This is a genomic window from Plantibacter cousiniae (nom. nud.) (assembly GCF_977070315.1).
Genome location: NZ_CDRVEU010000008.1, coordinates 52617 through 77286 on the forward strand (window position 1 = coordinate 52617; position 24670 = coordinate 77286).

The window sequence follows — 24670 nt, forward strand, 5'->3', positions numbered from 1 at the left end:
AGAGAAACCGCACCCATGAAAATCACCAAACTCACCACGTTCATCGTTCCGCCGCGCTGGTGCTTCCTCAAGGTCGAGACCGACGAGGGCGTTGTCGGCTGGGGCGAGCCAGTGGTCGAAGGCCGCGCGCACACGGTTGCTGCCGCGGTGGAAGAGCTTTCCGACTACCTGATCGGCAAGGACCCGCGCAACATCGAGGACATCTGGACCGTGCTGTACCGCGGCGGCTTCTACCGCGGCGGCGCGATCCACATGAGTGCGCTGGCCGGCATCGATCAGGCGTTGTGGGACATCAAGGGCAAGGCGCTGGGGGTGTCGGTCAGTGACCTGCTCGGCGGTCAGGTACGTGACAAGATTCGCGTCTATTCGTGGATCGGCGGTGATCGGCCCGCCGATACGGCACGCGCCGCGAAGGAGGCGGTAGAGCGCGGTTTTACTGCGGTGAAAATGAATGGCACCGAAGAGCTGCAGTTTCTCGACACCTTCGACAAGGTCGACCTGGCGCTGGCCAACGTGGCCGCTGTGCGTGATGCCGTTGGGCCGAATGTCGGCATTGGTGTGGACTTCCATGGCCGGGTTCACAAGCCGATGGCCAAGGTGCTGATGAAGGAGCTGGACCCTTACAAGCTGATGTTCATCGAAGAACCGGTGCTCAGCGAGAACTATGAAGCACTGAAGGAGTTGGCACCGCTGACCAGTACGCCGATTGCGCTGGGCGAACGGCTGTTCTCGCGCTGGGACTTCAAGCGCGTGTTGAGCGAAGGCTACGTCGACATCATCCAGCCCGATGCCTCGCACGCCGGTGGCATTACCGAGACCCGCAAGATCGCCAACATGGCCGAAGCCTACGACGTCGCGCTGGCGCTGCATTGCCCGCTGGGGCCTATCGCGCTGGCAGCGTGCCTGCAACTGGACGCGGTTTGCTACAACGCCTTCATCCAGGAGCAGAGCCTGGGTATTCACTACAACGAAAGCAACGACCTGCTCGATTACGTCAAGCACCCGGAAGTCTTCGACTACGACCAAGGCATGGTCAAGATCCCCAACGGCCCTGGCCTGGGCATCGAGATCAACGAAGAGTACGTCATCGAACGCGCCGCCATCGGCCACCGCTGGCGCAACCCGATCTGGCGGCATGCGGATGGCAGTTTTGCAGAGTGGTAGAACAACAACTCCGCTAATCATCGTTTCGGCGCCCTGCGCTCATCGCCATACATAAGCCCTGAAGAGCCCGGAAAATGGGCGTTCAGGCTTCTGCCCGCAGGGCGTAGGAGCGAACGTGTTCGCGACAAGGCCGACGTGTTCTCTGAAAATGTTTCGTTTGAACAATGTCTTCGCGAACACGTTCGCTCCCACGGCCTTCGGCCAGAATCAAAAGCGCACTGGTGCATAACGATGAGCGCTCTGCGCGGGAACGAGAACCGGCGTGCCTTCAGCTCAGTTATATCGAAACACAGACCTCAATAAATCCAACAAGAGGCTACATTCCATGCGCACTCGAACTCTGGAGGGTGCGGCATCCCTGGTGACGCCGTCCCGCAAACGTTTCTTTATCATGGTGCTGCTGTTCATCACGGTGGTGATCAACTACCTGGACCGCAGCAACCTGTCGATTGCCGCACCAGCGCTGACCTCCGAACTGGGCCTTGACCCGGTGCATGTCGGGCTGATCTTTTCTGCGTTCGGCTGGACCTACGCCGCCATGCAACTGCCCGGTGGCTGGCTGGTGGACCGCGTGCCGCCGCGCATTCTCTACACCGCAGCCCTGCTGCTGTGGTCCATCGCGACCATCATGCTCGGCTTCGCCGCCAGCTTCATCGCCCTGTTCGTACTGCGCATGGCGGTCGGCGCGCTGGAAGCACCTGCCTATCCGATCAACAGCCGCGTAGTCACCACCTGGTTTCCTGAGCGCGAGCGGGCCACTGCCATCGGCGTCTATACCTCCGGGCAGTTCGTCGGCCTGGCGTTTCTGACCCCGGTGCTGGCCTGGTTGCAGGCGCACTACGGCTGGCACATGGTGTTTGTCGCCACAGGGGGAGTCGGCGTGCTGTGGGCGTTGATCTGGTACACGGTGTATCGCGAGCCACGTGATTTCAAAGGCGTCAATCAGCAGGAAATCGAGCTGATCCAGGAGGGCGGCGGGCTGGTGGACATCCAGAAGGATGTCGAAAAACAGAAGCAGGCGTTCAGCTGGCTGGACCTGGGCATTGTGTTGAGCAAACGCAAGCTATGGGGCATCTACCTGGGGCAGTTCTGCCTGAACTCCACGCTGTGGTTTTTCCTGACCTGGTTCCCGACCTACCTGGTGAAATACCGGGGCATGGACTTCATCAAGTCCGGCCTGCTGGCGTCGTTGCCGTTCCTCGCCGCGTTTGTCGGTGTGTTGTGCTCGGGCTTCTTCTCCGACTGGCTGATCCGCCGCGGGCATAGCGTAGGCTTTGCGCGCAAGCTGCCGATCATTGCCGGGCTGCTGATCTCGACCTCGATCATCGGTGCCAACTTCGTCGACTCGACGCCGTTGGTGATCACCTTTCTGGCGCTGGCGTTCTTCGGCAACGGCCTGGCGTCGATCACCTGGTCGCTGGTCTCGACCCTGGCACCGGCGCGCCTGCTGGGCCTGACCGGTGGCACGTTCAACTTCATCGGCAACCTCTCAGCCATCGCCACCCCGATCGTGATCGGCTTTCTGGCATCGGGAGACTCGTTCGCGCCTGCCATCACCTACATTTCGGTCCTGGCACTGTTGGGCGCGCTGTCGTACATCCTGCTGGTAGGGAAAGTGGAGCGTATCGAGCTCTGATGTCGACGCCTCTGGACTCAGGCGGCGATAATGCCGCCGGTTTTCGATCCGAACCCTTTTGATCCGAGCAAGGCCTCTCATGCACAACGATTCGATCACCCCTGAAAAAATCACCGGCAAGGATTCCGTACCCACCGGGACTCAGACCTTGCTGCGCGGGCTGGGGGTGGTGCAGGCGGTTGCCGGTGGCGCACGGGACCTCAAGGAGATCGCCCGGCTGATCGGTACCACGCGCAGTACCACGCACCGCCTGGCCAGTTGCCTGGTCGAGGAGCGTTACCTGCGGGTCGTTCCTCAGGTGGGCTATCTGCTCGGCCCGAAATTGATCGAACTGGGATTTCAGGCGCGTGAAGAGGTGCCCTTGGCGATGCTCGCCCGGCCGTATCTGGATCGCTTGTCGGAGCTGACCGGCGATACCGTGCATCTGGCAGTACGAGAAGGGGACGACGTGCTCTATCTGCACAAGAATCCCGGTCGCAATGGTCCGGAAATGCGTTCGCGGGTCGGGCATCGGATGCCGCTGGTGCGCACCGGTATCGGCAAGGCGCTGCTGCTGGACAGTGCTCAGTCCGAGTGGCAACGGCTGTATGAAATCAGCATGCCGAGCACAGGCAGAAATCCGCTATGGCCTGCTCATGAGCAGCAAACCTGGGAGCAGTTGAAGGCGCGGCGCGAGGAGTATGTACAAGGGGGGTATGCATTCGATCTGGAGGACAACGAACCGTCGATCCGTTGTGTTGCAGCGCCGGTACGTGATGCCAGCAAACAGATCGTTGCCGGCATCAGTGTCGCCAGTACCGTGCCCTACATGCCGCTGGAGAAGATGGCCGAGCTGGTTCCGCTGATCAAAACCATCGCAGCGGAACTCTCGGCCGATCTCGGCGGCTGATCGGCAGTCGATCAGGCCTTCAGCGTGGCCATGTCGATCACGAAGCGGTACTTCACGTCACCGGCCAGCATGCGCTCGTAGGCTTCGTTGATGTTGCGAATATCGAGCATCTCGATGTCGCAGGTGATGTCGTTCTCGGCACAGAAATCCAGTACTTCCTGAGTTTCCGCGATACCGCCGATCAACGAACCGGCCAGCACGCGACGGCTCATCACCAGATTGGCTGCATGTACCGGCGGCTCGACCGGCTCGATCAGGCCGACGAGGATATGTACGCCATCGAAACGCAGGGTTTCCAGGTAGGGATTCAGGTCATGCTGGACCGGAATGGTGTCGAGCAGGAAGTCGAAGTGCCCGGCAGCAGCCTTCATCTGTTCAGCGTCGGTGGATACGATCACATGATCGGCGCCCTGGCGACGCGCTTCCTGCGCCTTGGCGGCGGAACGAGTGAACAGGGTCACTTCAGCGCCCATGGCCTTGGCGAACTTGATGCCCATATGGCCCAGGCCGCCCATGCCCAGAATGCCGACCTTGTCGCCAGCCTTGACACCGTAGTGCTTGAGCGGCGAATAAGTGGTGATACCTGCGCAGAGAATCGGTGCAGCGGCGGCCGGATCGAGTTTTTCCGGGACGCGCACGACAAAGTGCTCGGCGACCACGATGCTGTTCGAGTAACCGCCCATGGTGTTGCTGCCGTCCACGCGGTCTGGCGTGGCGTAAGTCATGGTCGGGCCTTCCAGGCAATACTGCTCGAGGTCTGATTTGCAAGCCGAGCATTCGCGGCACGAATCGACCATGCAGCCGACACCGACCATGTCACCGACCTGGTACTGGGTTGCACTGCTGCCGGTGGCAGTGACACGACCGACGATTTCATGGCCCGGCATCAGCGGGTAGACGGCGATGCCCCATTCGTTGCGTGCCTGGTGAATATCGGAGTGGCAGACGCCGCAATAAAGGATTTCGATGGCAACGTCGTCGGCACGCAGAGCGCGACGTTCGAAGGTCATCGGGGCGAGGGGGGCGGTAGCTGACTGTGCGGCGTAACCGATAGCTGTGTACATGTTTGACCTCGCAAGGTGTGACGGAAGAGAGGCGAACCATTGTCCTGATACGGGCCCTTCGCGGCTATGGTGAATCCTCCGTGTTTCATGCCTATTCCTCCGGTCTGATAGTTCGGGGTCGGCGCTGAGGCGCAAATCTGCGATTATATGACTGTCTGTTTCTCTGTCAGGCGGTGCTCATGAACTTACCTGTTGTGCTGGATGGCAATGCCACCCTTGTGTCCCTGATCCAGCCGCTGGCGGTGCGCCCGGGGTTCGTCGCGACGCCGTTGCCGGAGGTACGTGTGCTTTCGGCGTTTGGTTATGTCGCCAGCAGCCCGCAGATCTACGAGCCAAGCCTGATGATCGTGGTACAGGGCAGCAAGGTCGCGTGCCTGGGGCCGCGCACGTTCGAATACGGCACCGGGCATTACCTGATTCAGGCGCTCTCTGTGCCGTTCAAGTGTGAAACCTTCGCTACTCCGGAAAAGCCGCTTTACGGCGTTTCAGTGGCCATCGACCGGGTATTGCTCGGTGAGCTGGTGCAGGCGATGGGCCCGGTCACCGGCCAGGAGAGTCAGGTGCAGACGCCGGAATCGATGACCTCGGTGCGCATCGACAACAGCATGCGCGACAGTGTCGAGCGTCTGCTGCGTTGTCTGCATGATCCGCTGGAGTGTCAGGCCATGGGCCAGGCACGGATTCGCGAGGTGCTGTATAGCGCGCTGCGCGGACCGCAGTCAGGGGTTTTGCGTGCGCTGGTCGAGCAGCAGGGGCAGTTCGCACGAATTGCTTCTGCGGTGACCTACCTGCATGAGCATTATGATCACGCACTGAACGTCGACACGCTGGCCAGTTGCGCGAACATGAGCACGTCGACCTTTCATGAGCATTTCAAGCGCAGCACGCTGTTGTCGCCGGTGCAATACCTCAAGCGTCTGCGCCTGCTCAAGGCTCAGCAATTGCTGGTGGCCGAGGGCCTGGGGGTGGCGCAGGTCGCGTTGAAGGTCGGCTATCAAAGCGCGTCGCAGTTCAGTCGTGAATACAAGCGCTACTTCGAGCGCAGCCCGGGGGAGGAGAGCAGCAATCTGCGTGTCCCTGCCTGAATAAAAAAAGCCCCGAAAGGGGCTTTCTCTATTGAGGCTTGCTGCGGCTCATTACATATTCGGGTAAGTAGGTCCGCCAGCGCCTTCCGGTGCTACCCAGGTGATGTTCTGCGACGGGTCCTTGATGTCGCAGGTCTTGCAGTGCACGCAGTTCTGCGCGTTGATCTGGAAGCGCTTCTCGCCGTCTTCCTTGGTGATGACTTCATACACGCCAGCCGGGCAGTAACGCTGAGCCGGCTCGTCGTACAGCGGCAGGTTCTTGCTGATCGGGATGCTCGGATCGGTCAGCTTCAGGTGGCAGGGTTGTTCCTCTTCATGATTGGTGCTGGAGAGGAACACCGAACTGAGCTTGTCGAAGCTGAGCTTGCCGTCGGGTTTCGGGTAATCGATCTTCTTCGAGTCGGCTGCCAGCTTGAGGCAGGCGTAATCCGGCTTGGTGTCGTGCAGCGTGAACGGCAGCTTGCCGCCGAAAATGTTCTGATCGATGAAGTTGAATGCGCCACCCTTGATCGCGCCATATTTATGGATCGCCACGCCAAAGTTGCGGCTGGCGAACAGCTCTTCATGCAGCCAGCTGGCCTTGAAGGCATCCACGTAGGAGGTCAGCACGTCGCCACCTTCCTTACCGGCCAGCAGCGCGTCGGCCACCGAATCGGCGGCCAGCATGCCCGACTTCATGGCCGTATGGCTGCCCTTGATCTTGGCGAAGTTCAGCGTGCCCAGATCGCAGCCGATCAGCGCGCCGCCGGGGAAGACCATTTTCGGCAGGGAGTTCAAGCCACCCTTGGCAATCGCGCGGGCACCGTAGCTGATGCGCTTGCCGCCTTCCAGGTATTGCTTGACGACCGGGTGGTGCTTGTAGCGCTGGAACTCGTCGAACGGCGACAGGTACGGGTTGCTGTAGGACAGGTCGACGATCAGGCCGACCACTACCTGATTGTTCTCCAGGTGGTACAGGAACGAGCCGCCCGGATTGGCATCGTCCAGCGGCCAGCCTGCGGTGTGCACCACCAGCCCTTGTTCATGTTTGGCCGGGTCGACTTCCCAGATTTCCTTGAGGCCGATAGCGTAATGCTGCACGTCGGCTTCGTCGTCGAGGTTGAAGCGCTTGAGCAGCTGCTTGCCGATGTGACCACGGCAGCCTTCGGCGAACAGCGTGTACTTGGCGCGCAGTTCCATGCCGGGTGTGTACAGGCCTTCCTTAGGATTGCCTTCGCGGTCGACACCCAGATCCCCGGTGACGATGCCGCGCACTACACCGTTTTCGTCGAACAGCGCTTCCTGAGCGGCAAAGCCAGGATAGATTTCGACACCGAGGTTTTCAGCCTGCTGAGCCAGCCAGCGGCACAGGTTGCCCAGCGAGATGATGTAGTTGCCATGGTTGTGCATGGTCTTGGGGACGAAAAAGTCCGGTATTTTCTGAGCTTTTTCAGCATCGCGCAGCACATAGATGTCGTCGCGCTTGACCGGCGTGTTGAGCGGAGCGCCCAGTTCCTGCCAGTTGGGGAACAGTTCATTCAGCGCGCGGGGCTCGAATACCGCACCGGAGAGGATGTGCGCGCCGACTTCGGAGCCTTTTTCCACCACGCAGACGCTGATTTCCTGGCCAGCTTCAGCGGCCTTCTGTTTAAGGCGGCAAGCGGCAGAAAGCCCGGACGGGCCGGCTCCGACGATAACGACGTCGAATTCCATGTATTCGCGTTCCACAGGCTATCTCCTACTCTCAAGGCTCACGGTGTTTTTATGGGCACTGCTTTTTTGGTCGCTGCAGGCCGACGCATGGAGGTATTGAACCGTCCCGTCTTTTAATGGTTCGCATTATATCTACACCACTGCGCGGGTCCAATACAAACGTTTGTTTGAATCGGCCGCAGGCCAGATAAATCAAAGACACCAGACTCGGAACTGGCCGATTTGGCGTATTGACCGGAAAAGGCGTTGCGGTCAATATACGGGCGGTTTTGCGTTTGCCGTAGGCTGAAACGAGGTTTCCGGATTGCGGGCAATCTCTCAAAAGGCATCAGGCAGACGCGCTGCAGGCAACAGGTCAACGTCGCACGGCGCATTTTACACACCCAGCCGCTGCTTGACGGGTGACTCCCGGCTTTTATATGGCTTTTTAAAGTCGTCCGGGTGGCCTGCACGCATTGCGATTGCTTGTTGAGGACACATATCGATCGCCTGGTGCCGCCGGGCGACTTCTTTTCACCGGAGAGTGAGGAATCCATGAAGGTTCTTGTAGCTGTCAAACGAGTGGTCGACTACAACGTCAAGGTTCGCGTCAAGGCGGACAACTCCGGCGTCGATCTTGCCAACGTCAAAATGTCCATGAACCCGTTTTGCGAAATCGCCGTTGAAGAGGCTGTTCGCCTTAAAGAGAAGGGTGTAGCCACCGAAATCGTCGTCGTCACCATCGGTCCTACCACGGCTCAGGAGCAACTGCGTACCGCCCTGGCGCTGGGTGCCGACCGCGCCGTGCTGGTCGAGTCCGCCGAGGAGCTGACTTCTCTGGCCGTGGCCAAGCTGCTCAAGGCCGTGGTTGACAAGGAGCAGCCACAGCTGGTGATCCTTGGCAAACAGGCCATCGACAGTGATAACAACCAGACCGGCCAGATGCTGGCTGCGTTGAGCGGCTACCCGCAGGGTACGTTCGCATCCAAGGTTGAAGTGACCGGTGACAAGGTTGCCGTGACCCGCGAAATCGACGGCGGCCTGCAGACCGTTTCCCTGAGCCTGCCAGCCATCGTGACCACGGACCTGCGTCTGAACGAGCCACGCTACGCTTCACTGCCCAACATCATGAAGGCCAAGAAAAAGCCGCTCGAAGTGCTGACCCCGGATGCGCTGGGCGTTTCCACGGCCTCGACCAACAAGACCCTCAAGGTTGAAGCGCCGGCTGCACGCAGCGCCGGCATCAAGGTCAAGTCGGTGGCCGAACTGGTCGAGAAACTGAAAAACGAAGCGAAGGTAATCTAAATGACGATCCTGGTTATCGCTGAACACGACAACGCGACCGTAGCCCCGGCTACGCTCAACACCCTTGCTGCTGCCCAGAAGATCGGCGGTGACATCCATTTGCTGGTGGCCGGGTCCGGCGTGAGCGCCGTTGCCGACGCCGCCGCCAAAATTGCCGGTGTGACGAAAGTGCTGGTGGCCGACCACGAAGCCTACGCGCACCAACTCCCTGAAAACATCGCACCGCTGGTCGTGGAGCTGGCTGCAGGCCATAGCCATGTTCTGGCTGCGGCAACGTCCAATGGCAAGAACATCCTGCCGCGCGTCGCTGCTCAGTTGGATGTCGATCAGATCTCCGAGATCGTTTCGGTGGTTTCCGCTGACACCTTCACTCGTCCGATCTATGCCGGTAATGCCATCGCCACCGTACAGTCGACGGCTGCGGTCAAGGTCATTACCGTACGTGCCACCGGCTTCGACCCGGTGGCTGCAGAGGGTGGCTCGGCCGCTGTCGAGGCGGTGTCGGCTGCTCACGATGCCGGCAAGTCCAGCTTCGTCGGTGAAGAACTGGCCAAATCCGATCGTCCGGAACTGACCGCGGCCAAGATCGTCGTTTCCGGTGGTCGCGGCATGCAGAACGGCGACAACTTCAGGCACCTGTACACGCTGGCCGACAAGCTCGGTGCGGCAGTGGGCGCTTCCCGAGCTGCGGTCGATGCCGGTTTCGTACCCAACGACATGCAGGTCGGTCAGACCGGCAAGATCGTTGCTCCTCAGCTGTACATCGCAGTCGGTATTTCCGGCGCCATTCAGCACCTGGCCGGTATGAAGGATTCCAAGGTGATCGTTGCGATCAACAAGGATGAAGAGGCACCGATCTTCCAGGTCGCCGATTACGGTCTGGTGGCTGACTTGTTCGAAGCCATCCCCGAGCTGGAGAAGCTGGTTTAAGCCACGCGCTTCCACTATAAAGAGAACCCGTTCCATTCGGGGTTTGCGCACCAGCGGTTTACGGTGCGCCTGCCTGGATGAAGCGGGTTTTTTATTGCGTATCGAAAGGACTTTTCATGGTGCATTCCCGGCTGCTTTCTTCGCTTCTCCTCGGGCTGATCACGCTGCCGACGCTGGCATCCGCCGCAGGCAAGTGCGAGCGTCTGATCGTGACCGGCAGCCCGGACGCGCCGCCGTATCTGTGGCGTGATCCCCAGGATCCGCGCCACCTGATGGGGGCCAATGCCGATCTGCTCACCCAGGCGGCAGGCGAGCTGGGTATCAAGGTCGAATTTCTGTATGGCGGCAAGCGTAGTCAGGCGCTCGAAGAGGTGCGCACCGGGCGCATGGACCTGCTGGCTGACGCGCCATTGAATGTCGCACAACTCGAAGCGCTGGATTACATTCATCCGCCGATCGTGCAGAACGAGATCATGGTCTGGACGCGTCACGATCACAGCGTGCCGTTCAATGCCGTGAGCGAGCTGCAGGGCCATCCCGGCGCCATGTCGGAAAAGACCCGCCTGACGCCTTCCTTTGAGGTGCTGGCCAGACAGAATCTGACCCTGGAGCGCCTGCCCGCACTCACACCTGCCTTTCAGAAGCTGGCCTTGGGTGAGGTGGATTACGTGCTTGCCGGGCGTTATGCCGGTATGGTCATGGTGCAGACGCTGGGTCTTTCCAAAGACCTGACGGCACAGCCTCTACCGGTCGATACGCCGGGTTTCTATCTGGCCTTGTCGTTCAACTCGGCCTGCAATGAACCATGGTTGCGCGGACAGCTGGCGAAAAAGATGACAGAATCGGCCGCCTCTGGCCTTGCGGGCGATGTCATCAGGCACAACCTAGAGTTGTGGAAAGCCCAACTGTTGCAACCCGCCAGCGCCAGCGCACCCAACAAGTAGGGATGTTTTTGTGAGTATTCGTTTTTCAATTGCCGTCATGGCAATCGCCACGCTGGCCGGTTGCGCCAGTGATCCGGTACCAACCGAGCAGTTCAAACTGACCGAGCAGGCGCTGGAGCAGGCCAAGGCGGTCGGCGCGAGTGATGATCAACCCGAGATGGAAGTCGCTCAGGCAGGATTTGCCGAAGCCCGCGCTTCTATGGCAAGCCATGCCTACAAGGACGCGCGTATGAAAGCCGAGCAGGCCGAGCTTGATGCGCGCCTGGCTGAAGCGCGCGTGTTGACCCTCAAGAGCCAGGAGCAGGTCAATCAGTTGAATACCCGCCTCAATCGCTTGCGCAAGCAGCTGGGGGAGGCGCAATGAAGAGTATTCCGCGTGTCCTGAGTGTGTGTCTGTTGCTGGGTGCGGCTGGCCTTTATGGTTGTGCCGGTCACCAGGACAGCGGCCAGGCGTTGCAGCAGGCCAGTGCCGACTTCCAGAAGGTCAAGGAAGATACCGATGTGCTGCGCAGTGCACCCAAGGATGTCATTCGTGCGGGTGAATCGCTGGCTCGCGCCGAGCGTCTGTCCAGTTACCTGGGGAGTGGCGCCGATGTCGCTCACTACGCCTACCTCAGCAGCCGCTACAGCGAGATCGCGCGTGAGCACAGCAACCTGATGCTGAGTCAGGAGCGTCTGGCGAAAATGGACATGGAACGTCAGCGTATGCAGTTGGCACTGCGCGAAGCCAAGTTGGCCAGCGCCCAGCAACAGGGCCGTTGGCTGGAGGATCAGATCCTCAGCCTGGCCACCACCGAAACCGACCGCGGGCTGGTCATGACCCTGGGCGATGTGCTGTTCGACGCCGGACATGCCGAGCTGAAAAACTCGGCCAGCCGTACCATTCTCAAGGTTGTGCAGTTTCTGCAGATCAATCCGCGCCGAGTGGTCCGCATCGAAGGCTATACCGACAGCACGGGCGATCGTCAGGAAAACCTGAAGCTCTCGAAAGACCGGGCGCAAGCAGTCGCTGATGTGCTGATGGACCTGGGCATCGACGAAAAACGCATTCAGGTCGAAGGCTATGGCCAGGAGTTTCCTGTGAATGCCAATACCTCCGAGCGGGGCCGCGCGCAAAACAGGCGTGTCGAGATCGTTTTCTCGGACGAAAAAGGTCAGCTGGGCGCAGCTCGCTGATAAATAGACGATAAAAAGCCCGATGCCGGAAACGGCCTCGGGCTTTTTTGTCTTTAATCACATTGATTATGGCGTTTCTGCCCGCGTTTATTTTCACTCAGCAGCCATCAATGCTGGCCTGTCTTCAAACTGTTCCCGTACACTTCCGATCTGTGCCGGTTATTACGCATCTGTATTTTCAAAAATAATAAATCACCGGTCTTTTCGAGGCTGTGTCATGACCAATCTCTTGCTCTACCAGCGTATCGCTCAGCAGTTGGCCGAAGACATCCGCCGTGGTGTGTATCAGCCCGGCGAGCGTGTGCCGTCCGTTCGCAAAATGAGTTCGCAGCTCAACGTCAGCCATGCGACTGTATTGCAGGCTTACGCGAACCTTGAAGACCAGGGGCTGATCCGGGCGCGTCCTCAATCCGGCTACTACGTCCATCAAACGCCCGCGCTGACAGCGTCCACCCCGGATATCGCGCGGGTCGAGCGGCCCGGCCTGGTCACACGCAGCAGCATTATCCAGCAAGTGCTCGAAGAGTCGCGCCGCGAAGGCGTCTTCGCCCTCGGGGCCGCCGTGCCTCATGTGGATTACCTGCCGGTGCGCGCGCTGCATCAGCAGCTGGCCAAGGTCACGCGTTTTCACAGCCCACGGGCCTTCAGTTACATGTTCAGCCCTGGCTTCGAACCCTTGCGCAGGCAGGTCGCGATCCGCATGCGCGACGCCGGTGTAGTGGTCGACCCGTCAGAAGTGGTCATCACTCACGGCTGCGTGGATGCGCTGCAGATGGCCCTGCGGGTGCTGACCCGGCCCGGCGATCTGATAGCCGCCGAATCACCGGCTTATTACGGGTTGCTGCAACTTGCCGACCTGCTGGGTTTGAAAGTCATCGAAATCCCCAGTGATCCGGCCACCGGCATCAGTCTTGAAGCCTTGCAACTGGCGGCCAATCAATGGTCCATCAAGGCCCTCGTGCTGACCTCACGGCTGAGCAATCCACTGGGCGGCACCATGCCCGAGGAGCGGCAGAAAAACCTGCTGCGGCTGACCTCGGATTTCGATATCCAGGTGGTTGAAGACGACGTCTACGGCGAGTTGATGTTCGAAGTAGGGCGGACCAAGGCGCTCAAGGCCTTCGACCGGCTGGGGAGGGTGATTTACTGCTCAAGCTTCTCCAAGACCTTGTCACCGGGTGTGCGCATCGGCTGGATGATAGCCGGCAAATACCAGGCGGAAATTCAGCGCCTGCAGACCTTCAGTACTCACTCGGCGTGCAGTGTCACGCAAATGGCCGTCGCCGCGTACCTTGAAAACGGCGGCTATGATCGGCACCTGCGCTTCATTCGGCTCGAATATCGCAAGAACCTCAGTGCGTATCAGCTGGCGGTGCAGCAGTTCTTTCCCGAAGGCACGCAGATGAGCCGTCCCGCAGGGGGCTTTATCCTCTGGGTCAGTCTGCCGGGCAGGGTCAATACCCAGGAATTGCACGTGCGTGCGCTCGAGCAGGGCATCAGCATTGCACCCGGGCTGATTTTCAGTAATACCGAGCAGTTCAACCACTGTATTCGTTTGAATTGCGGCATGAAATGGAACAAGGAAGCCGAGCGGGCATTGATGACATTGGGGATTCTGGCCAAGCAGTTATGTCAGGAAGCTGTCCAGGCTTATTGATTGGCAAAGATATTTGTCAATTCTTCGGAACTCTTGTCTTGTCAGGTTGGCCTCAAAAGGACAGCATGTGTTTCTTTCCGGCTTTTTGCCACTGTCTTGCCTGACTTTTTGCCTATGAATGTTTTTCGCTGTCTCGGATTGCTTGTCGTCGTACTTCTGAGCGGTTGTGACGCTCCGGATACCTCTGTGCCCAAACCCAAGACCGAGGCGGTCATCACCGCGCCGGTATCGCCCGAGGTGCATCTGAAGACTGAGGCACCTGCGGAGGCAGCCGCCACCGATGCCAGGCAAATCAAGGCGCCGGACACCATGCATCAGCTGATGCCGGGGGTGCCAGTCGTGCCTGTGGTGGTCGGAAAGGAAAAGTCAGAACCTGCAGCACCCCAAAGCGCCAAATCGGCGGCGTCCGAAAAAGCGTCTTCCAAGGTCGCGGCAGCCAAGGCGCCTGCGAGCAAGCGCAAGAACGCCAAGGATGCCAAGACGGCCAGCGTCAAGGATGTGCGAATCAAATCGCCCAAGCTGGACCTGAGCCTGCCTCCCGAACTGGTCAAGGAACTCGACCCGCCTGCCAAGGTGATTACCAGCAAGCGCAAGCCGATATTGCCGCAGATGTTCAGCGACAAGGGCGACTCTGCGAACCCTGGTCCGTTCGAGCTCGAAGGGCGATTGCTGACCAACGAAATGCAATTGCAGATGCGCAACGAAAACCGTCGCGACGTGGAAGGCGCTGCGCTGGACTTCAAATTCAAGCAGTAAGCCCTGCCTGTCGTCCGATACGGCGTTTTCAAACAGACGTTTTGACGGTTAATATCCTTCCTCTTTTTCAATTTTCACAAAAGGGTGTCTGGTCATGGACTGCCGTTCCGGTTGTGGAGCGTGCTGCATAGCGCCTTCCATAACGTCTCCCATACCCGGTATGCCCGACGGAAAGCCTGCAGGCGAGCGTTGTCTGCACCTGTCGGTCGAGTTTTTGTGCGCCTTGTTTGGCAGGGCTGAGCGGCCCGCCGTATGCAGTCAGTTCAAGGCGGCAGAGGATGTCTGCGGTGTCGACCAGGCGGATGCCATTCGCCTGATCGGTTGGTGGGAAAAAGCCACTGCGGTGGCCTGAAAAAGTGTTTTCGAGCACAAATGCTTCTTCGGAACTTCAAAACAAGGAATAAAACAATGGGTCCGCTGTATCGCATGGCTGTTGCTTGTGGTTTGACTGTAATGCTTGCCGGAACGGCGCAGGCTGAAGAGTGGAAAGAGGTCAAGAATCAGGAGGGCATCAAGGTTTCGTTGAGCGACGTGCCCGGGTCTGATTACAAGGCTTATCAGGGCATTGCGCTGATCAATGCCAGCGTGAGCAAGTTGCGCGCGCTTCAGGAGGATGTCACGGGCGCCTGCTCCTGGATTCATGAGTGCAAGTTACAGAAAGTGCTCAAGCACGAAGGCAACAAGACCTGGACCTACAGCCAGTTCAACACTCCCTGGCCAGTGACGCCTCGCGATTCCGTGCTGTTGATCACCACTCAGGAAGGCCCTGACGGGAGTGTTACCCGTAATCTTGAAGAGCAGCCTTCGTACATCCCCGAGGAGAAGGGCTATGTGCGCGTAACCGAGGTCAAGGGCTTCTGGAAAATGGTACCCAAAGGGCCGAACCAGACTGAAGTGACCTATCAGGTTCACACCGAGCCGGGTGGCAGTGTGCCTTCGATGCTGGCCAACAAGTTCGTTGTCGATGCTCCGTTCAACACCTTGAAAGCCCTCAGGGAGCGTGCTGCGCAAACCCCATGATGTGCATCGGATAGCGCGCACAAAAAAGGGCTGCCAATGGCAGCCCTTTTTTTGCGCGTGGCGCTTACTTGCGGTCTTGCAGGGCGACGATGTCGCGTTGCACGTTGCCGGTGTACAGCTGGCGAGGGCGACCGATCTTGTAGGGGCTGGAGAGCATTTCCTTCCAGTGCGAGATCCAGCCGACAGTCCGCGCCAGGGCGAAGATCACGGTGAACATGCTGGTCGGAATGCCGATGGCCTTGAGGATAATGCCCGAGTAGAAGTCGACGTTCGGGTACAGCGAGCGCTCGATGAAGTACGGGTCGGTCAGGGCGATCTCTTCGAGGCGCATGGCCAGTTCGAGTTGAGGATCGTTGGTGATGCCCAGCTCTTTCAGCACTTCGTCGCAGGTCTGCTTCATTACGGTGGCGCGCGGGTCACGGTTCTTGTACACGCGGTGACCGAAGCCCATGAGCTTGAATGGATCGTTCTTGTCCTTGGCCTTGGCAATGAACGTGTCGATGTTCGACACGTCGCCGATTTCATCGAGCATGGTCAGTACCGCTTCGTTGGCGCCGCCGTGGGCAGGGCCCCAGAGCGCTGCGATACCGGCTGCGATACAGGCGAACGGGTTGGCACCCGAAGAGCCCGCCATGCGCACGGTGGAGGTCGAAGCGTTCTGCTCGTGATCGGCGTGGAGGATGAAGATCTTGTCCATCGCCTTGGCCAGCACCGGGCTGATCGGTTTGATCTCGCACGGGGTGTTGAACATCATGTGCAGGAAGTTTTCCGCGTAGCTGAGGTCGTTGCGCGGGTACATCATGGGTTGACCCATGGAGTACTTGTAGACCATCGCTGCCAAGGTCGGCATCTTGGCGACCAGACGGACTGCGGAAATCTCGCGGTGCTGCGGGTTATTGATGTCCAGCGAGTCGTGGTAGAACGCCGACAGGGCGCCGACTACGCCACACATGACGGCCATCGGGTGGGCGTCACGGCGGAAACCGTTGAAGAAGGTCTTGAGTTGTTCGTGAACCATCGTGTGGTTCTTGACCACGGCCACGAACTGGGCTTTCTGCTCGGCGGTGGGCAGTTCACCGTTAAGCAGCAGGTAGCAGGTCTCGAGGTAGTCGGACTGCTCGGCCAGTTGTTCGATCGGGTAGCCGCGGTGTAGCAGAATGCCATTATCACCATCGATGTAGGTGATCTTCGAATCGCAAGAGGCCGTGGACATGAAACCAGGGTCAAATGTGAAGCGGCCGGTGGCGGTCAGGCCGCGTACGTCGATCACGTCCGGACCCACTGTACCGGTCAGAATTGGCAGCTCGACGGGGGCAGCGCCCTCGATGATCAACTGCGCTTTTTTGTCAGCCATGTGGCCTCCTATTTATGCTTCAAATCATCAGACAGGCCCCCCACGCAGGGCCCGCATCACTATAGTGAGATAAATTCTAAAGTCAATTTGCCTAAAGTCGTGTTCCGCAAGGGCTCGACCGTGGATTTTTCAGACGGTTTACTGCCATTTACGCCTTTTGTCGCGGCAACGCAATCCGCTATTGGCGGTACGTCTGCGCGTTGTCATTAGTAACCTAACTGTCTATACTCGGCGTCCGACCGCCAGAGGCTTTTGGCCTGTTTCAAGGGGGTCGTCACTTCCTGGGTGGTGGGTACCTGACCAGTGCACTTCCCAACAACTTGCCCTGATTGTTAGGGGCTCTTCAGTGTGAAAAAAAGCCGTGAATAGCCAACGACCTGTAAATCTAGACCTAAGGACCATCAAGCTCCCAGTCACCGCTTACACGTCCATCCTTCACCGCATCTCCGGTGTCATCCTCTTTGTCGGTATTGCAATCATGCTGTATGCAATGGACAAGTCGCTGGCCTCCGAAGAGGGATTTGGTGAAGTCAAGGCGTATATGACCAGTCCGCTGGCCAAGCTGATCATCTGGGGACTTCTGTCTGCCCTGCTGTACCACCTGGTGGCCGGTATTCGTCACCTCATCATGGACTCGGGGGTAGGCGAGACGCTTGAAGGCGGAAAGCTGGGCTCCAAAATCGTTATCGCGGTTTCCGTGATTCTGATTCTTCTGGCGGGAGTATGGATATGGTAACCAACGTCACCAACCTGTCGCGTTCGGGCCTCTATGACTGGATGGCTCAGCGTGTCTCCGCAGTCGTGCTCGCGGCTTATTTCATTTTCCTGATCGGTTACATGGTCTTTCACCCGGGTCTGAGCTACGCCCAATGGCATGGTCTGTTCGCTCACAACGGAATGCGTATCTTCAGTCTCCTGGCCCTCGTTGCCCTTGGCGCTCACGCCTGGGTCGGCATGTGGACCATCGCGACCGACTACCTGACGCCGATGGCGCTGGGCAAGTCCGCAACTGCAGTACGTTTCCTGTTCCAGGCGATATGCGGCGTTCTGATGTTCGCCTACTTCGTCTGGGGCGTGCAGATTCTTTGGGGTATCTGATCCATGGCTAACATTAATGCGCTTTCTTTCGACGCCATCATCATTGGTGGTGGCGGTGCCGGCATGCGCGCTGCGCTGCAGCTCGCCCAGGGCGGTCACAAGACTGCCGTGGTCACCAAGGTTTTCCCGACCCGCTCGCACACCGTATCCGCCCAGGGTGGCATCACCTGTGCAATCGCCTCCGCCGATCCGAACGATGACTGGCGCTGGCACATGTACGATACCGTCAAGGGCTCCGACTACATCGGTGACCAGGACGCTATCGAATACATGTGTTCCGTAGGTCCGGAAGCGGTCTTCGAGCTCGAGCACATGGGCCTGCCGTTCTCCCGTACCGAGCAGGGCCGTATCTACCAGCGTCCGTTCGGTGGCCAGTCCAAGGACTTCGGCAAGGGCGGGCAGGCTGCCCGTACCTGCGCTGCCGCCGACCGTACCGGTCACGCACTGCTGCACACCCTGTATCAGGCCAACCTGAAGGCAGGCACTGTATTCCTCAACGAATACTATGCAGTGGATCTGGTAAAGAACAACGACGGCGCCTTTGTCGGCATCATCGCAATCTGCATCGAGACAGGCGAAACCTCGTACATCCGCGCCAATGCAACCGTGCTGGCGACTGGCGGTGCAGGCCGTATCTACTCGTCGACCACCAATGCCCTGATCAATACCGGTGACGGTATCGGCATGGCGCTGCGTGCCGGTGTACCTGTTCAGGACATCGAAATGTGGCAGTTCCACCCGACCGGTATTGCCGGTGCAGGTGTACTGGTCACCGAAGGTTGCCGCGGTGAAGGCGGTTACCTGATCAACAAGCACGGTGAGCGTTTCATGGAGCGTTATGCTCCGAACGCCAAGGACCTTGCCGGTCGTGACGTTGTGGCACGTTCCATGGTCAAGGAAATCATTGCCGGTAACGGCTGTGGTCCCGATGGCGATCACGTGATGCTCAAGCTCGATCACCTTGGCGAAGAAGTGCTGCACAGCCGTCTGCCAGGGATCATGGAGCTGTCCAAGACCTTTGCTCACGTCGATCCTGCGACCGCTCCGATCCCTGTCGTACCAACCTGCCACTATATGATGGGCGGCGTTGCCACCAACATTCATGGTCAGGCGATCACTCAGGATGCGGCGGGCGTCGATCAGATCATTCCAGGTCTGTTCGCGGTAGGTGAAGTGGCTTGCGTATCGGTTCACGGCGCAAACCGTCTGGGCGGCAACTCGCTGCTCGATCTGGTGGTGTTCGGCCGCGCTGCGGGTATCCACCTCGAGCAGGCGCTGCGTGAAGGCGTCGATTATGCGCGCGCTTCCGAGTCCGACATCGATGCTGCCCTCGCGCGCCTTGCCGGCCTGAACGAACGCACCACCGGTGAAGACGTCGCGTCCCTGCGTAAAGAACTGCAGAGCTGCATGCAGAACTACTTCGGTGTATTCCGTACTGGCGAATACATGCAGAAGGGTATTGCCCAGCTGGCTGATCTGCGCGTGCGTATCGCCAACGTCAAGATCAACGACAAGAGCCAGGCGTTCAACACCGCCCGTATCGAAGCGCTTGAACTGCAAAACCTGCTGGAAGTTGCCGAAGCCACGGCGATTGCTGCAGAGCATCGTAAAGAGTCCCGCGGCGCTCACGCTCGCGAAGACTTCGAAGATCGCGACGACGAGAACTGGTTGTGCCACACCCTGTATTTCCCGGGTGACAAGCGCGTGACCAAGCGTGCCGTGAACTTCTCGCCGAAGACTGTTCCGACTTTTGAACCCAAGATTCGGACTTATTAAGGGGTGGCCGATATGTTGCAAGTCAGTGTTTATCGTTACAACCCTGAGCAGGACGCCGCGCCGTTCATGCAGGAGTTTCAGGTCGATACCGGTGGCAAGGACCTGATGGTGCTGGACGTGCTCGCCCTAGTCAAAGAACAGGATCAGGGGTTCTCTTATCGTCGCTCATGCCGTGAAGGCGTGTGCGGTTCCGACGGCATGAACATCAACGGCAAGAACGGTCTGGCCTGCATCACGCCGCTGTCGGCTGTCGTTGCCAAGAACAAGCTGATCGTACGTCCGCTGCCTGGTTTGCCGGTTATCCGTGACCTGGTCGTCGATATGAGCATCTTCTACAAGCAGTACGAGAAGGTGAAGCCGTTCCTGCAGAACGACACGCCGGCTCCGGCCATCGAACGTCTGCAAACACCGGAAGAGCGCGAAAAGCTCGATGGTCTGTACGAGTGCATCCTGTGCGCTTGCTGCTCGACTTCCTGCCCGTCCTTCTGGTGGAACCCCGACAAGTTCCTGGGTCCTGCTGCACTGCTGCAAGCCTACCGTTTCCTGGCTGACAGCCGTGATACCCGCACCAGTGAGCGTCTGGCTTCGCTTGATGATCCGTTCAGCGTATTCCGCTGCCGCGGCATCATGAACTGCGTCAACGTCTGTCCGAAGGGCCTTAACCCAACCAAGGCTATCGGTCACGTACGCAACATGCTGTTGCAGAACGGCGTCTGATTCATCGCTTTATCTGTTACACCGTTGTACTGAAGTGGCTACGGCGCAGGCTTCAACCGGCGCCGTAGTTTTAACCTGAGCAGTAGCTCGCAAAGCTGCGGCTCTTATTTTGAAGAAATGAGACCAGCAGGGGCATCCGGGCTGGTACCCGGACTATCTGCGTGATCCCTGGTGACTTGATACAGTCGCTGCACACGACTATTTCAGGATTGCTCTGGTGTCTTCGCCGGTGGTGTCCCCTTACCGAGGGTGACCAAGCATGCAAGAAAGCGTGATGCAGCGCATGTGGAACAGTGCCCACCTATCCGGTGGTAACGCTGCCTATGTGGAAGAGCTCTATGAGCTTTACCTGCACGACCCTAACGCTGTGCCAGAAGAATGGCGCACCTACTTTCAGAAGTTGCCAGCAGACGGCAGCTCTGCCACTGATGTATCGCACTCGACCATTCGCGATCATTTCGTGTTGCTGGCCAAAAACCAGCGCCGCGCTCAACCGGTGTCCGCCGGCAGTGTGAGCAGCGAACACGAGAAGAAGCAGGTTGAAGTGCTGCGACTGATCCAGGCATATCGGATGCGTGGCCACCAGGCTGCCCAACTCGATCCGCTGGGCCTGTGGCAGCGCCCTGCGCCTGCGGATCTGTCCATCAATCATTACGGCTTGACCAATGCCGATCTTGATACGACCTTCCGTGCCGGCGACCTGTTCATCGGCAAAGAGGAAGCGAGCCTACGCGAAATTCATGAAGCGTTGCAGCAGACATATTGTCGCACCATCGGCTCCGAGTTCACTCACATCGTGGATTCCGAGCAGCGCAACTGGTTCATGCAGCGTCTCGAGAGTGTTCGTGGCCGTCCGGTGTTCTCGGCTGACATTCAGAGCCACCTGCTCGAGCGTGTTACCGCAGCTGAAGGCCTCGAGAAATACCTGGGTACCAAATACCCGGGCACCAAGCGTTTCGGTCTGGAAGGCGGCGAAAGCCTGATTCCAATGCTGGACGAGCTGATTCAGCGTTCCGGGTCCTATGGCACCAAGGAAGTCGTGATCGGCATGGCCCACCGTGGCCGCCTCAACGTACTGGTGAACACCTTCGGCAAGAATCCTCGCGACCTGTTCGACGAGTTCGAAGGCAAGAAGAAAGTGGAACTGGGTTCCGGTGACGTCAAATACCACCAGGGCTTCTCTTCCAACGTCATGACCGCAGGCGGTGAGGTTCACCTCGCCATGGCCTTCAACCCGTCTCACCTGGAGATCGTGTCTCCGGTGGTCGAGGGGTCGGTGCGTGCGCGTCAGGATCGTCGCAACGATCCAAACGGCGACAAGGTTCTGCCGATTTCCCTCCACGGCGACGCGGCCTTTGCCGGCCAGGGCGTGGTCATGGAAACCTTCCAGATGTCGCAGACTCGCGGCTTCAAGACGGGCGGTACGATCCACATCGTCATCAACAACCAGGTGGGCTTCACCATCAGCAACCCGCTGGACTCGCGTTCTACCGAGTACGCCACCGACGTTGCCAAGATGATCCAGGCACCGATCCTCCATGTGAATGGTGATGATCCGGAAGCCGTGATGTTCGTGACCCAGCTGGCCATCGATTACCGCATGCAGTTCAAGCGCGACATCGTGATCGATCTGGTTTGCTACCGTCGCCGTGGTCACAACGAAGCTGACGAGCCGAGCGGCACCCAGCCTTTGATGTATCAGCAGATCACCAAGCAGCGCACCACGCGCGAGCTGTATGCCGAGCATCTGATCAAGACCGGCGTTCTCGACGATGCCCGCGTTCAGGCCAAGGTCGACGACTACCGCAGCGCGCTGGACAACGGTCTGCACGTGGTGAAAAGTCTGGTCAAGGAGCCGAACAAGGAATTGTTCGTCGACTGGCGTCCATACCTGGGCCATGCCTGGACTGCGCGTCACGACACCCGCTTCGATCTCAAGACCCTGCAGGAACTGTCCGCCAAGCTCATGGAGCTGCCGGAAGGCTTCGTCGTGCAGCGTCAGGTTCAGAAAATCTACGAAGACCGCCAGAAGATGCAGGCCGGTGGCTTGCCGATCAACTGGGGTTACGCCGAAACCATGGCGTACGCCACACTGGCATTCGAAGGTCACCCGATCCGCATGACGGGGCAGGACATCGGTCGCGGTACGTTCTCGCACCGTCACGCCGTGCTGCACAACCAGAAAGACGCCGGGACCTATATCCCGCTGCAGAATCTGTACTCCGGTCAGCCACGTTTCGACCTGTACGACTCCTTCCTTTCGGAAGAGGCCGTACTGGCATTCGAATACGGTTATTCGACTACCCAGCCTGATGCGCTGGTTATCTGGGAAGCCCAGTTCGGCGACTTCGCCAACGGCGCTCAGGTGGTTGTCGACCAGTTCATCACCAGCGGCGAGCACAAGTGGGGCCGTCTGTGCGGTCTGACCATGCTGTTACCTCATGGCTATGAAGGGCAGGGGCCAGAGCACTCGTCGGCCCGTCTGGAGCGTTACCTGCAATTGTGCGCCGAGCACAACATTCAGGTGTGCGTACCGACGACTCCGGCGCAGATCTATCACTTGTTGCGTCGTCAGGTCATCCGTCCGCTGCGCAAGCCGCTGATCGTGCTGACACCGAAGTCGCTGTTGCGTCACAAGCTGGCTGTTTCGACTCTGGAAGACTTGGCCGAAGGCTCGTTCCAGACCGTCATTCCGGAAATCGATACCCTCGATCCGGCCAAGGTCACGCGTCTGGTGCTGTGCAGCGGCAAGGTTTACTACGATCTCCTGGAAAAACGCCGTGCCGAAGGGCGTGAAGACATCGCCATCGTTCGCCTTGAGCAGCTGTATCCGTTCCCTGAAGATGATTTGATGGAAACCATCGCGCCTTATACCAACCTGCAGCATGTGGTCTGGTGTCAGGAAGAGCCGATGAACCAGGGTGCCTGGTACAGCAGCCAACACCATCTGCGTCGTAGCATGGGCAACCACAAACGTGAACTCGTTCTCGAGTACGCCGGTCGTGATGCTTCTGCCGCTCCAGCATGTGGTTACGCTTCGATGCACGCCGAGCAGCAGGAAAAACTGCTGCAAGATGCCTTCACTGTTTAACGCCTTCGAGCATTAGAAACCGAATTAAGGAATTACAGATAATGGCTATCGAGATCAAAGCCCCCTCTTTCCCGGAATCCGTTGCCGACGGCACCATTTCCACCTGGCACAAGCAGCCGGGCGATGCGGTAAAACGTGACGAGCTGCTGGTCGACATCGAGACCGACAAGGTCGTTCTCGAAGTACTGGCCGAAGCCGACGGCGTGCTGGTATCGATCGTGAAAGGCGAGGGCAGCACTGTCCTGTCCAACGAAGTGATTGCAACGCTGGACGCTGGTGCTACTGCTTCTGCTGCGCCAGCTGCCGCTGCGGCCGCGCCTGCCTCGGCTCCTGCTGCGGCTCCCGCTGCACCTGCCGGCGCTGGCGAAGAAGACCCGATTGCTGCGCCTGCTGCGCGTCAACTGGCTGAAGAAAACGGCATCAACCTGGCCAGCGTCAAGGGCACCGGTAAAGACGGCCGTATCACCAAGGAAGACGTGGTTGCTGCAGTTGAAGCGAAGAAATTCGCTCCGGCCGCTGCGCCTGCCGCCAAGCCTGCTGCCGCCGCGGCTCCTGTGGTCGCTGCTGGCGATCGCACCGAGAAGCGTGTGCCGATGACCCGCGTGCGTGCAACCGTTGCCAAGCGTCTGGTCGAAGCCCAGTCGAACATGGCGATGCTGACCACTTTCAACGAAGTCGACATGACCGAAGTCATGGCACTGCGTTCGAAGTACAAGGACCTGTTCGAGAAGTCGCACAATGGCGTACGCCTGGGCTTCATGTCGTTCTTCGTCAAGGCTGCCACTGAAGCGCTGAAGCGCTTCCCGGCCGTCAACGCGTCGATCGACGGTTCCGATATCGTTTACCACGGCTATGCTGACGTCGGTGTCGCGGTTTCCAGCGATCGCGGTCTGGTCGTACCGGTTCTGCGTAACGCAGAGCACATGAGCCTGGCTGAAATCGAAGGCGGCATCGCCACCTTCGGCAAGAAAGCCCGTGACGGTAAACTGTCCATCGACGAGATGAACGGCGGTACGTTCACTATCACCAATGGTGGTACTTTCGGTTCGATGATGTCGACGCCGATCGTCAACCCGCCACAGGCTGCAATTCTGGGCATGCACAACATTCTGCAGCGTCCGATGGCGGTCAATGGTCAGGTTGTGATTCGCCCGATGATGTATCTGGCGTTGTCGTATGATCACCGTTTGATCGACGGCAAGGAAGCGGTAACCTTCCTCGTGACCATCAAGAACCTGCTGGAAGATCCGGCTCGTCTGCTGCTGGATATTTGATGACGCAGCCCCGGGCTGCACACGACAGGCTGCGCAAGAGCGCAGTCTGTCGCACAGCCCGGG

Annotated in this window: 22 protein-coding genes; 19 read left to right on the plus strand and 3 right to left on the minus strand. The window is 59.0% G+C overall.

Annotation, left to right across the window (positions count from 1 at the left end; translation table 11 throughout):
- The first annotated feature begins 15 nt into the window (after positions 1-15).
- The 3 genes from dgoD to ACW55A_RS16170 all read left to right on the plus strand — a co-directional run bounded on the left by dgoD (position 16) and on the right by ACW55A_RS16170 (position 3689).
- Positions 16-1164, plus strand: a complete 1149-nt coding sequence (gene dgoD / locus ACW55A_RS16160; RefSeq protein WP_003366667.1) for a galactonate dehydratase — start codon at positions 16-18, stop codon at positions 1162-1164.
- 325 nt (positions 1165-1489) lie between these two features.
- Complete coding sequence (locus ACW55A_RS16165) at positions 1490-2800, plus strand: MFS transporter (RefSeq protein WP_003366669.1); 1311 nt, start codon at positions 1490-1492, stop codon at positions 2798-2800.
- 79 nt (positions 2801-2879) lie between these two features.
- On the plus strand, positions 2880-3689 hold the full coding sequence (locus ACW55A_RS16170) for an IclR family transcriptional regulator (protein WP_003433120.1): 810 nt from the start codon (positions 2880-2882) through the stop codon (positions 3687-3689).
- Between the two features lie 11 nt (positions 3690-3700).
- Here ACW55A_RS16170 and ACW55A_RS16175 read toward each other — a convergent pair whose 3' ends face one another.
- Positions 3701-4753, minus strand: a complete 1053-nt coding sequence (locus tag ACW55A_RS16175; protein ID WP_003366675.1) for an NAD(P)-dependent alcohol dehydrogenase — start codon at positions 4751-4753, stop codon at positions 3701-3703.
- A gap of 179 nt (positions 4754-4932) precedes the next feature.
- Here ACW55A_RS16175 and ACW55A_RS16180 point away from each other — a divergent pair, with 179 nt between their 5' ends.
- Positions 4933-5838: an AraC family transcriptional regulator gene (locus ACW55A_RS16180; RefSeq protein WP_003433116.1), complete on the plus strand. Its 906-nt coding sequence runs from the start codon at positions 4933-4935 to the stop codon at positions 5836-5838.
- A gap of 51 nt (positions 5839-5889) precedes the next feature.
- On the opposite strand, the gene ACW55A_RS16185 is transcribed toward ACW55A_RS16180, so the two are convergent.
- The gene (locus ACW55A_RS16185; RefSeq protein WP_003366679.1) at positions 5890-7545 is read right to left on the minus strand and encodes an electron transfer flavoprotein-ubiquinone oxidoreductase; all 1656 of its coding nucleotides are present in this window, start codon (positions 7543-7545) and stop codon (positions 5890-5892) included.
- Between the two features lie 519 nt (positions 7546-8064).
- Here ACW55A_RS16185 and ACW55A_RS16190 point away from each other — a divergent pair.
- The 9 genes from ACW55A_RS16190 to ACW55A_RS16230 all read left to right on the plus strand — a co-directional run bounded on the left by ACW55A_RS16190 (position 8065) and on the right by ACW55A_RS16230 (position 15297).
- Entirely contained in the window at positions 8065-8814 is a 750-nt protein-coding gene (locus tag ACW55A_RS16190) for an electron transfer flavoprotein subunit beta/FixA family protein (protein WP_003394537.1), read from the plus strand.
- Positions 8815-9744 (plus strand): electron transfer flavoprotein subunit alpha/FixB family protein, encoded by a 930-nt coding sequence (locus tag ACW55A_RS16195; RefSeq protein WP_003366683.1) that lies wholly within the window; start codon positions 8815-8817, stop codon positions 9742-9744. It abuts the gene before it with no gap.
- A 116-nt stretch (positions 9745-9860) separates the two neighbouring features.
- Entirely contained in the window at positions 9861-10688 is an 828-nt protein-coding gene (locus tag ACW55A_RS16200) for a substrate-binding periplasmic protein (protein ID WP_044308404.1), read from the plus strand.
- 10 nt (positions 10689-10698) lie between these two features.
- On the plus strand, positions 10699-11052 hold the full coding sequence (locus tag ACW55A_RS16205) for a DUF4398 domain-containing protein (protein ID WP_003345625.1): 354 nt from the start codon (positions 10699-10701) through the stop codon (positions 11050-11052).
- Positions 11049-11864: an OmpA family protein gene (locus ACW55A_RS16210; protein ID WP_498811036.1), complete on the plus strand. Its 816-nt coding sequence runs from the start codon at positions 11049-11051 to the stop codon at positions 11862-11864. The genes ACW55A_RS16205 and ACW55A_RS16210 overlap by 4 nt, the downstream gene beginning before the upstream one ends.
- 217 nt (positions 11865-12081) lie before the next feature.
- On the plus strand, positions 12082-13521 hold the full coding sequence (locus ACW55A_RS16215; RefSeq protein WP_003366691.1) for an aminotransferase-like domain-containing protein: 1440 nt from the start codon (positions 12082-12084) through the stop codon (positions 13519-13521).
- A gap of 186 nt (positions 13522-13707) precedes the next feature.
- Positions 13708-14277 carry a hypothetical protein gene (locus ACW55A_RS16220; protein WP_003433109.1) on the plus strand — a complete coding sequence of 190 codons (570 nt, stop codon included), beginning with the start codon at positions 13708-13710 and terminating at the stop codon, positions 14275-14277.
- 94 nt (positions 14278-14371) lie between these two features.
- Positions 14372-14629, plus strand: coding sequence for a YkgJ family cysteine cluster protein (locus ACW55A_RS16225; RefSeq protein ID WP_003366694.1), 258 nt, complete (start codon positions 14372-14374; stop codon positions 14627-14629).
- 56 nt (positions 14630-14685) lie between these two features.
- The gene (locus ACW55A_RS16230; RefSeq protein WP_455807796.1) at positions 14686-15297 is read left to right on the plus strand and encodes an START domain-containing protein; all 612 of its coding nucleotides are present in this window, start codon (positions 14686-14688) and stop codon (positions 15295-15297) included.
- Between the two features lie 64 nt (positions 15298-15361).
- On the opposite strand, the gene gltA is transcribed toward ACW55A_RS16230, so the two are convergent.
- Positions 15362-16651 carry a citrate synthase gene (gene gltA / locus ACW55A_RS16235; protein WP_003366698.1) on the minus strand — a complete coding sequence of 430 codons (1290 nt, stop codon included), beginning with the start codon at positions 16649-16651 and terminating at the stop codon, positions 15362-15364.
- Between the two features lie 361 nt (positions 16652-17012).
- On the opposite strand from gltA, the gene sdhC reads away from it, so the two are divergent.
- The 6 genes from sdhC to odhB all read left to right on the plus strand — a co-directional run bounded on the left by sdhC (position 17013) and on the right by odhB (position 24607).
- Complete coding sequence (sdhC, locus tag ACW55A_RS16240) at positions 17013-17387, plus strand: succinate dehydrogenase, cytochrome b556 subunit (protein WP_003423585.1); 375 nt, start codon at positions 17013-17015, stop codon at positions 17385-17387.
- A complete protein-coding gene (gene sdhD, locus ACW55A_RS16245; protein ID WP_499140470.1) occupies positions 17381-17749 on the plus strand; it encodes a succinate dehydrogenase, hydrophobic membrane anchor protein in 369 nt (122 codons plus the stop codon). Before sdhC ends, sdhD begins: the two co-directional genes overlap by 7 nt.
- Positions 17750-17752: 3 nt before the next feature.
- Entirely contained in the window at positions 17753-19525 is a 1773-nt protein-coding gene (gene sdhA / locus ACW55A_RS16250) for a succinate dehydrogenase flavoprotein subunit (protein ID WP_003419913.1), read from the plus strand.
- 12 nt (positions 19526-19537) lie between these two features.
- Entirely contained in the window at positions 19538-20242 is a 705-nt protein-coding gene (locus tag ACW55A_RS16255; RefSeq protein ID WP_003343563.1) for a succinate dehydrogenase iron-sulfur subunit, read from the plus strand.
- Positions 20243-20501: 259 nt separating this feature from the next.
- Positions 20502-23333 (plus strand): 2-oxoglutarate dehydrogenase E1 component, encoded by a 2832-nt coding sequence (locus ACW55A_RS16260; protein ID WP_003366703.1) that lies wholly within the window; start codon positions 20502-20504, stop codon positions 23331-23333.
- A 41-nt stretch (positions 23334-23374) separates the two neighbouring features.
- The gene (gene odhB / locus ACW55A_RS16265; protein WP_455807795.1) at positions 23375-24607 is read left to right on the plus strand and encodes a 2-oxoglutarate dehydrogenase complex dihydrolipoyllysine-residue succinyltransferase; all 1233 of its coding nucleotides are present in this window, start codon (positions 23375-23377) and stop codon (positions 24605-24607) included.
- Positions 24608-24670: the final 63 nt, after the last annotated feature.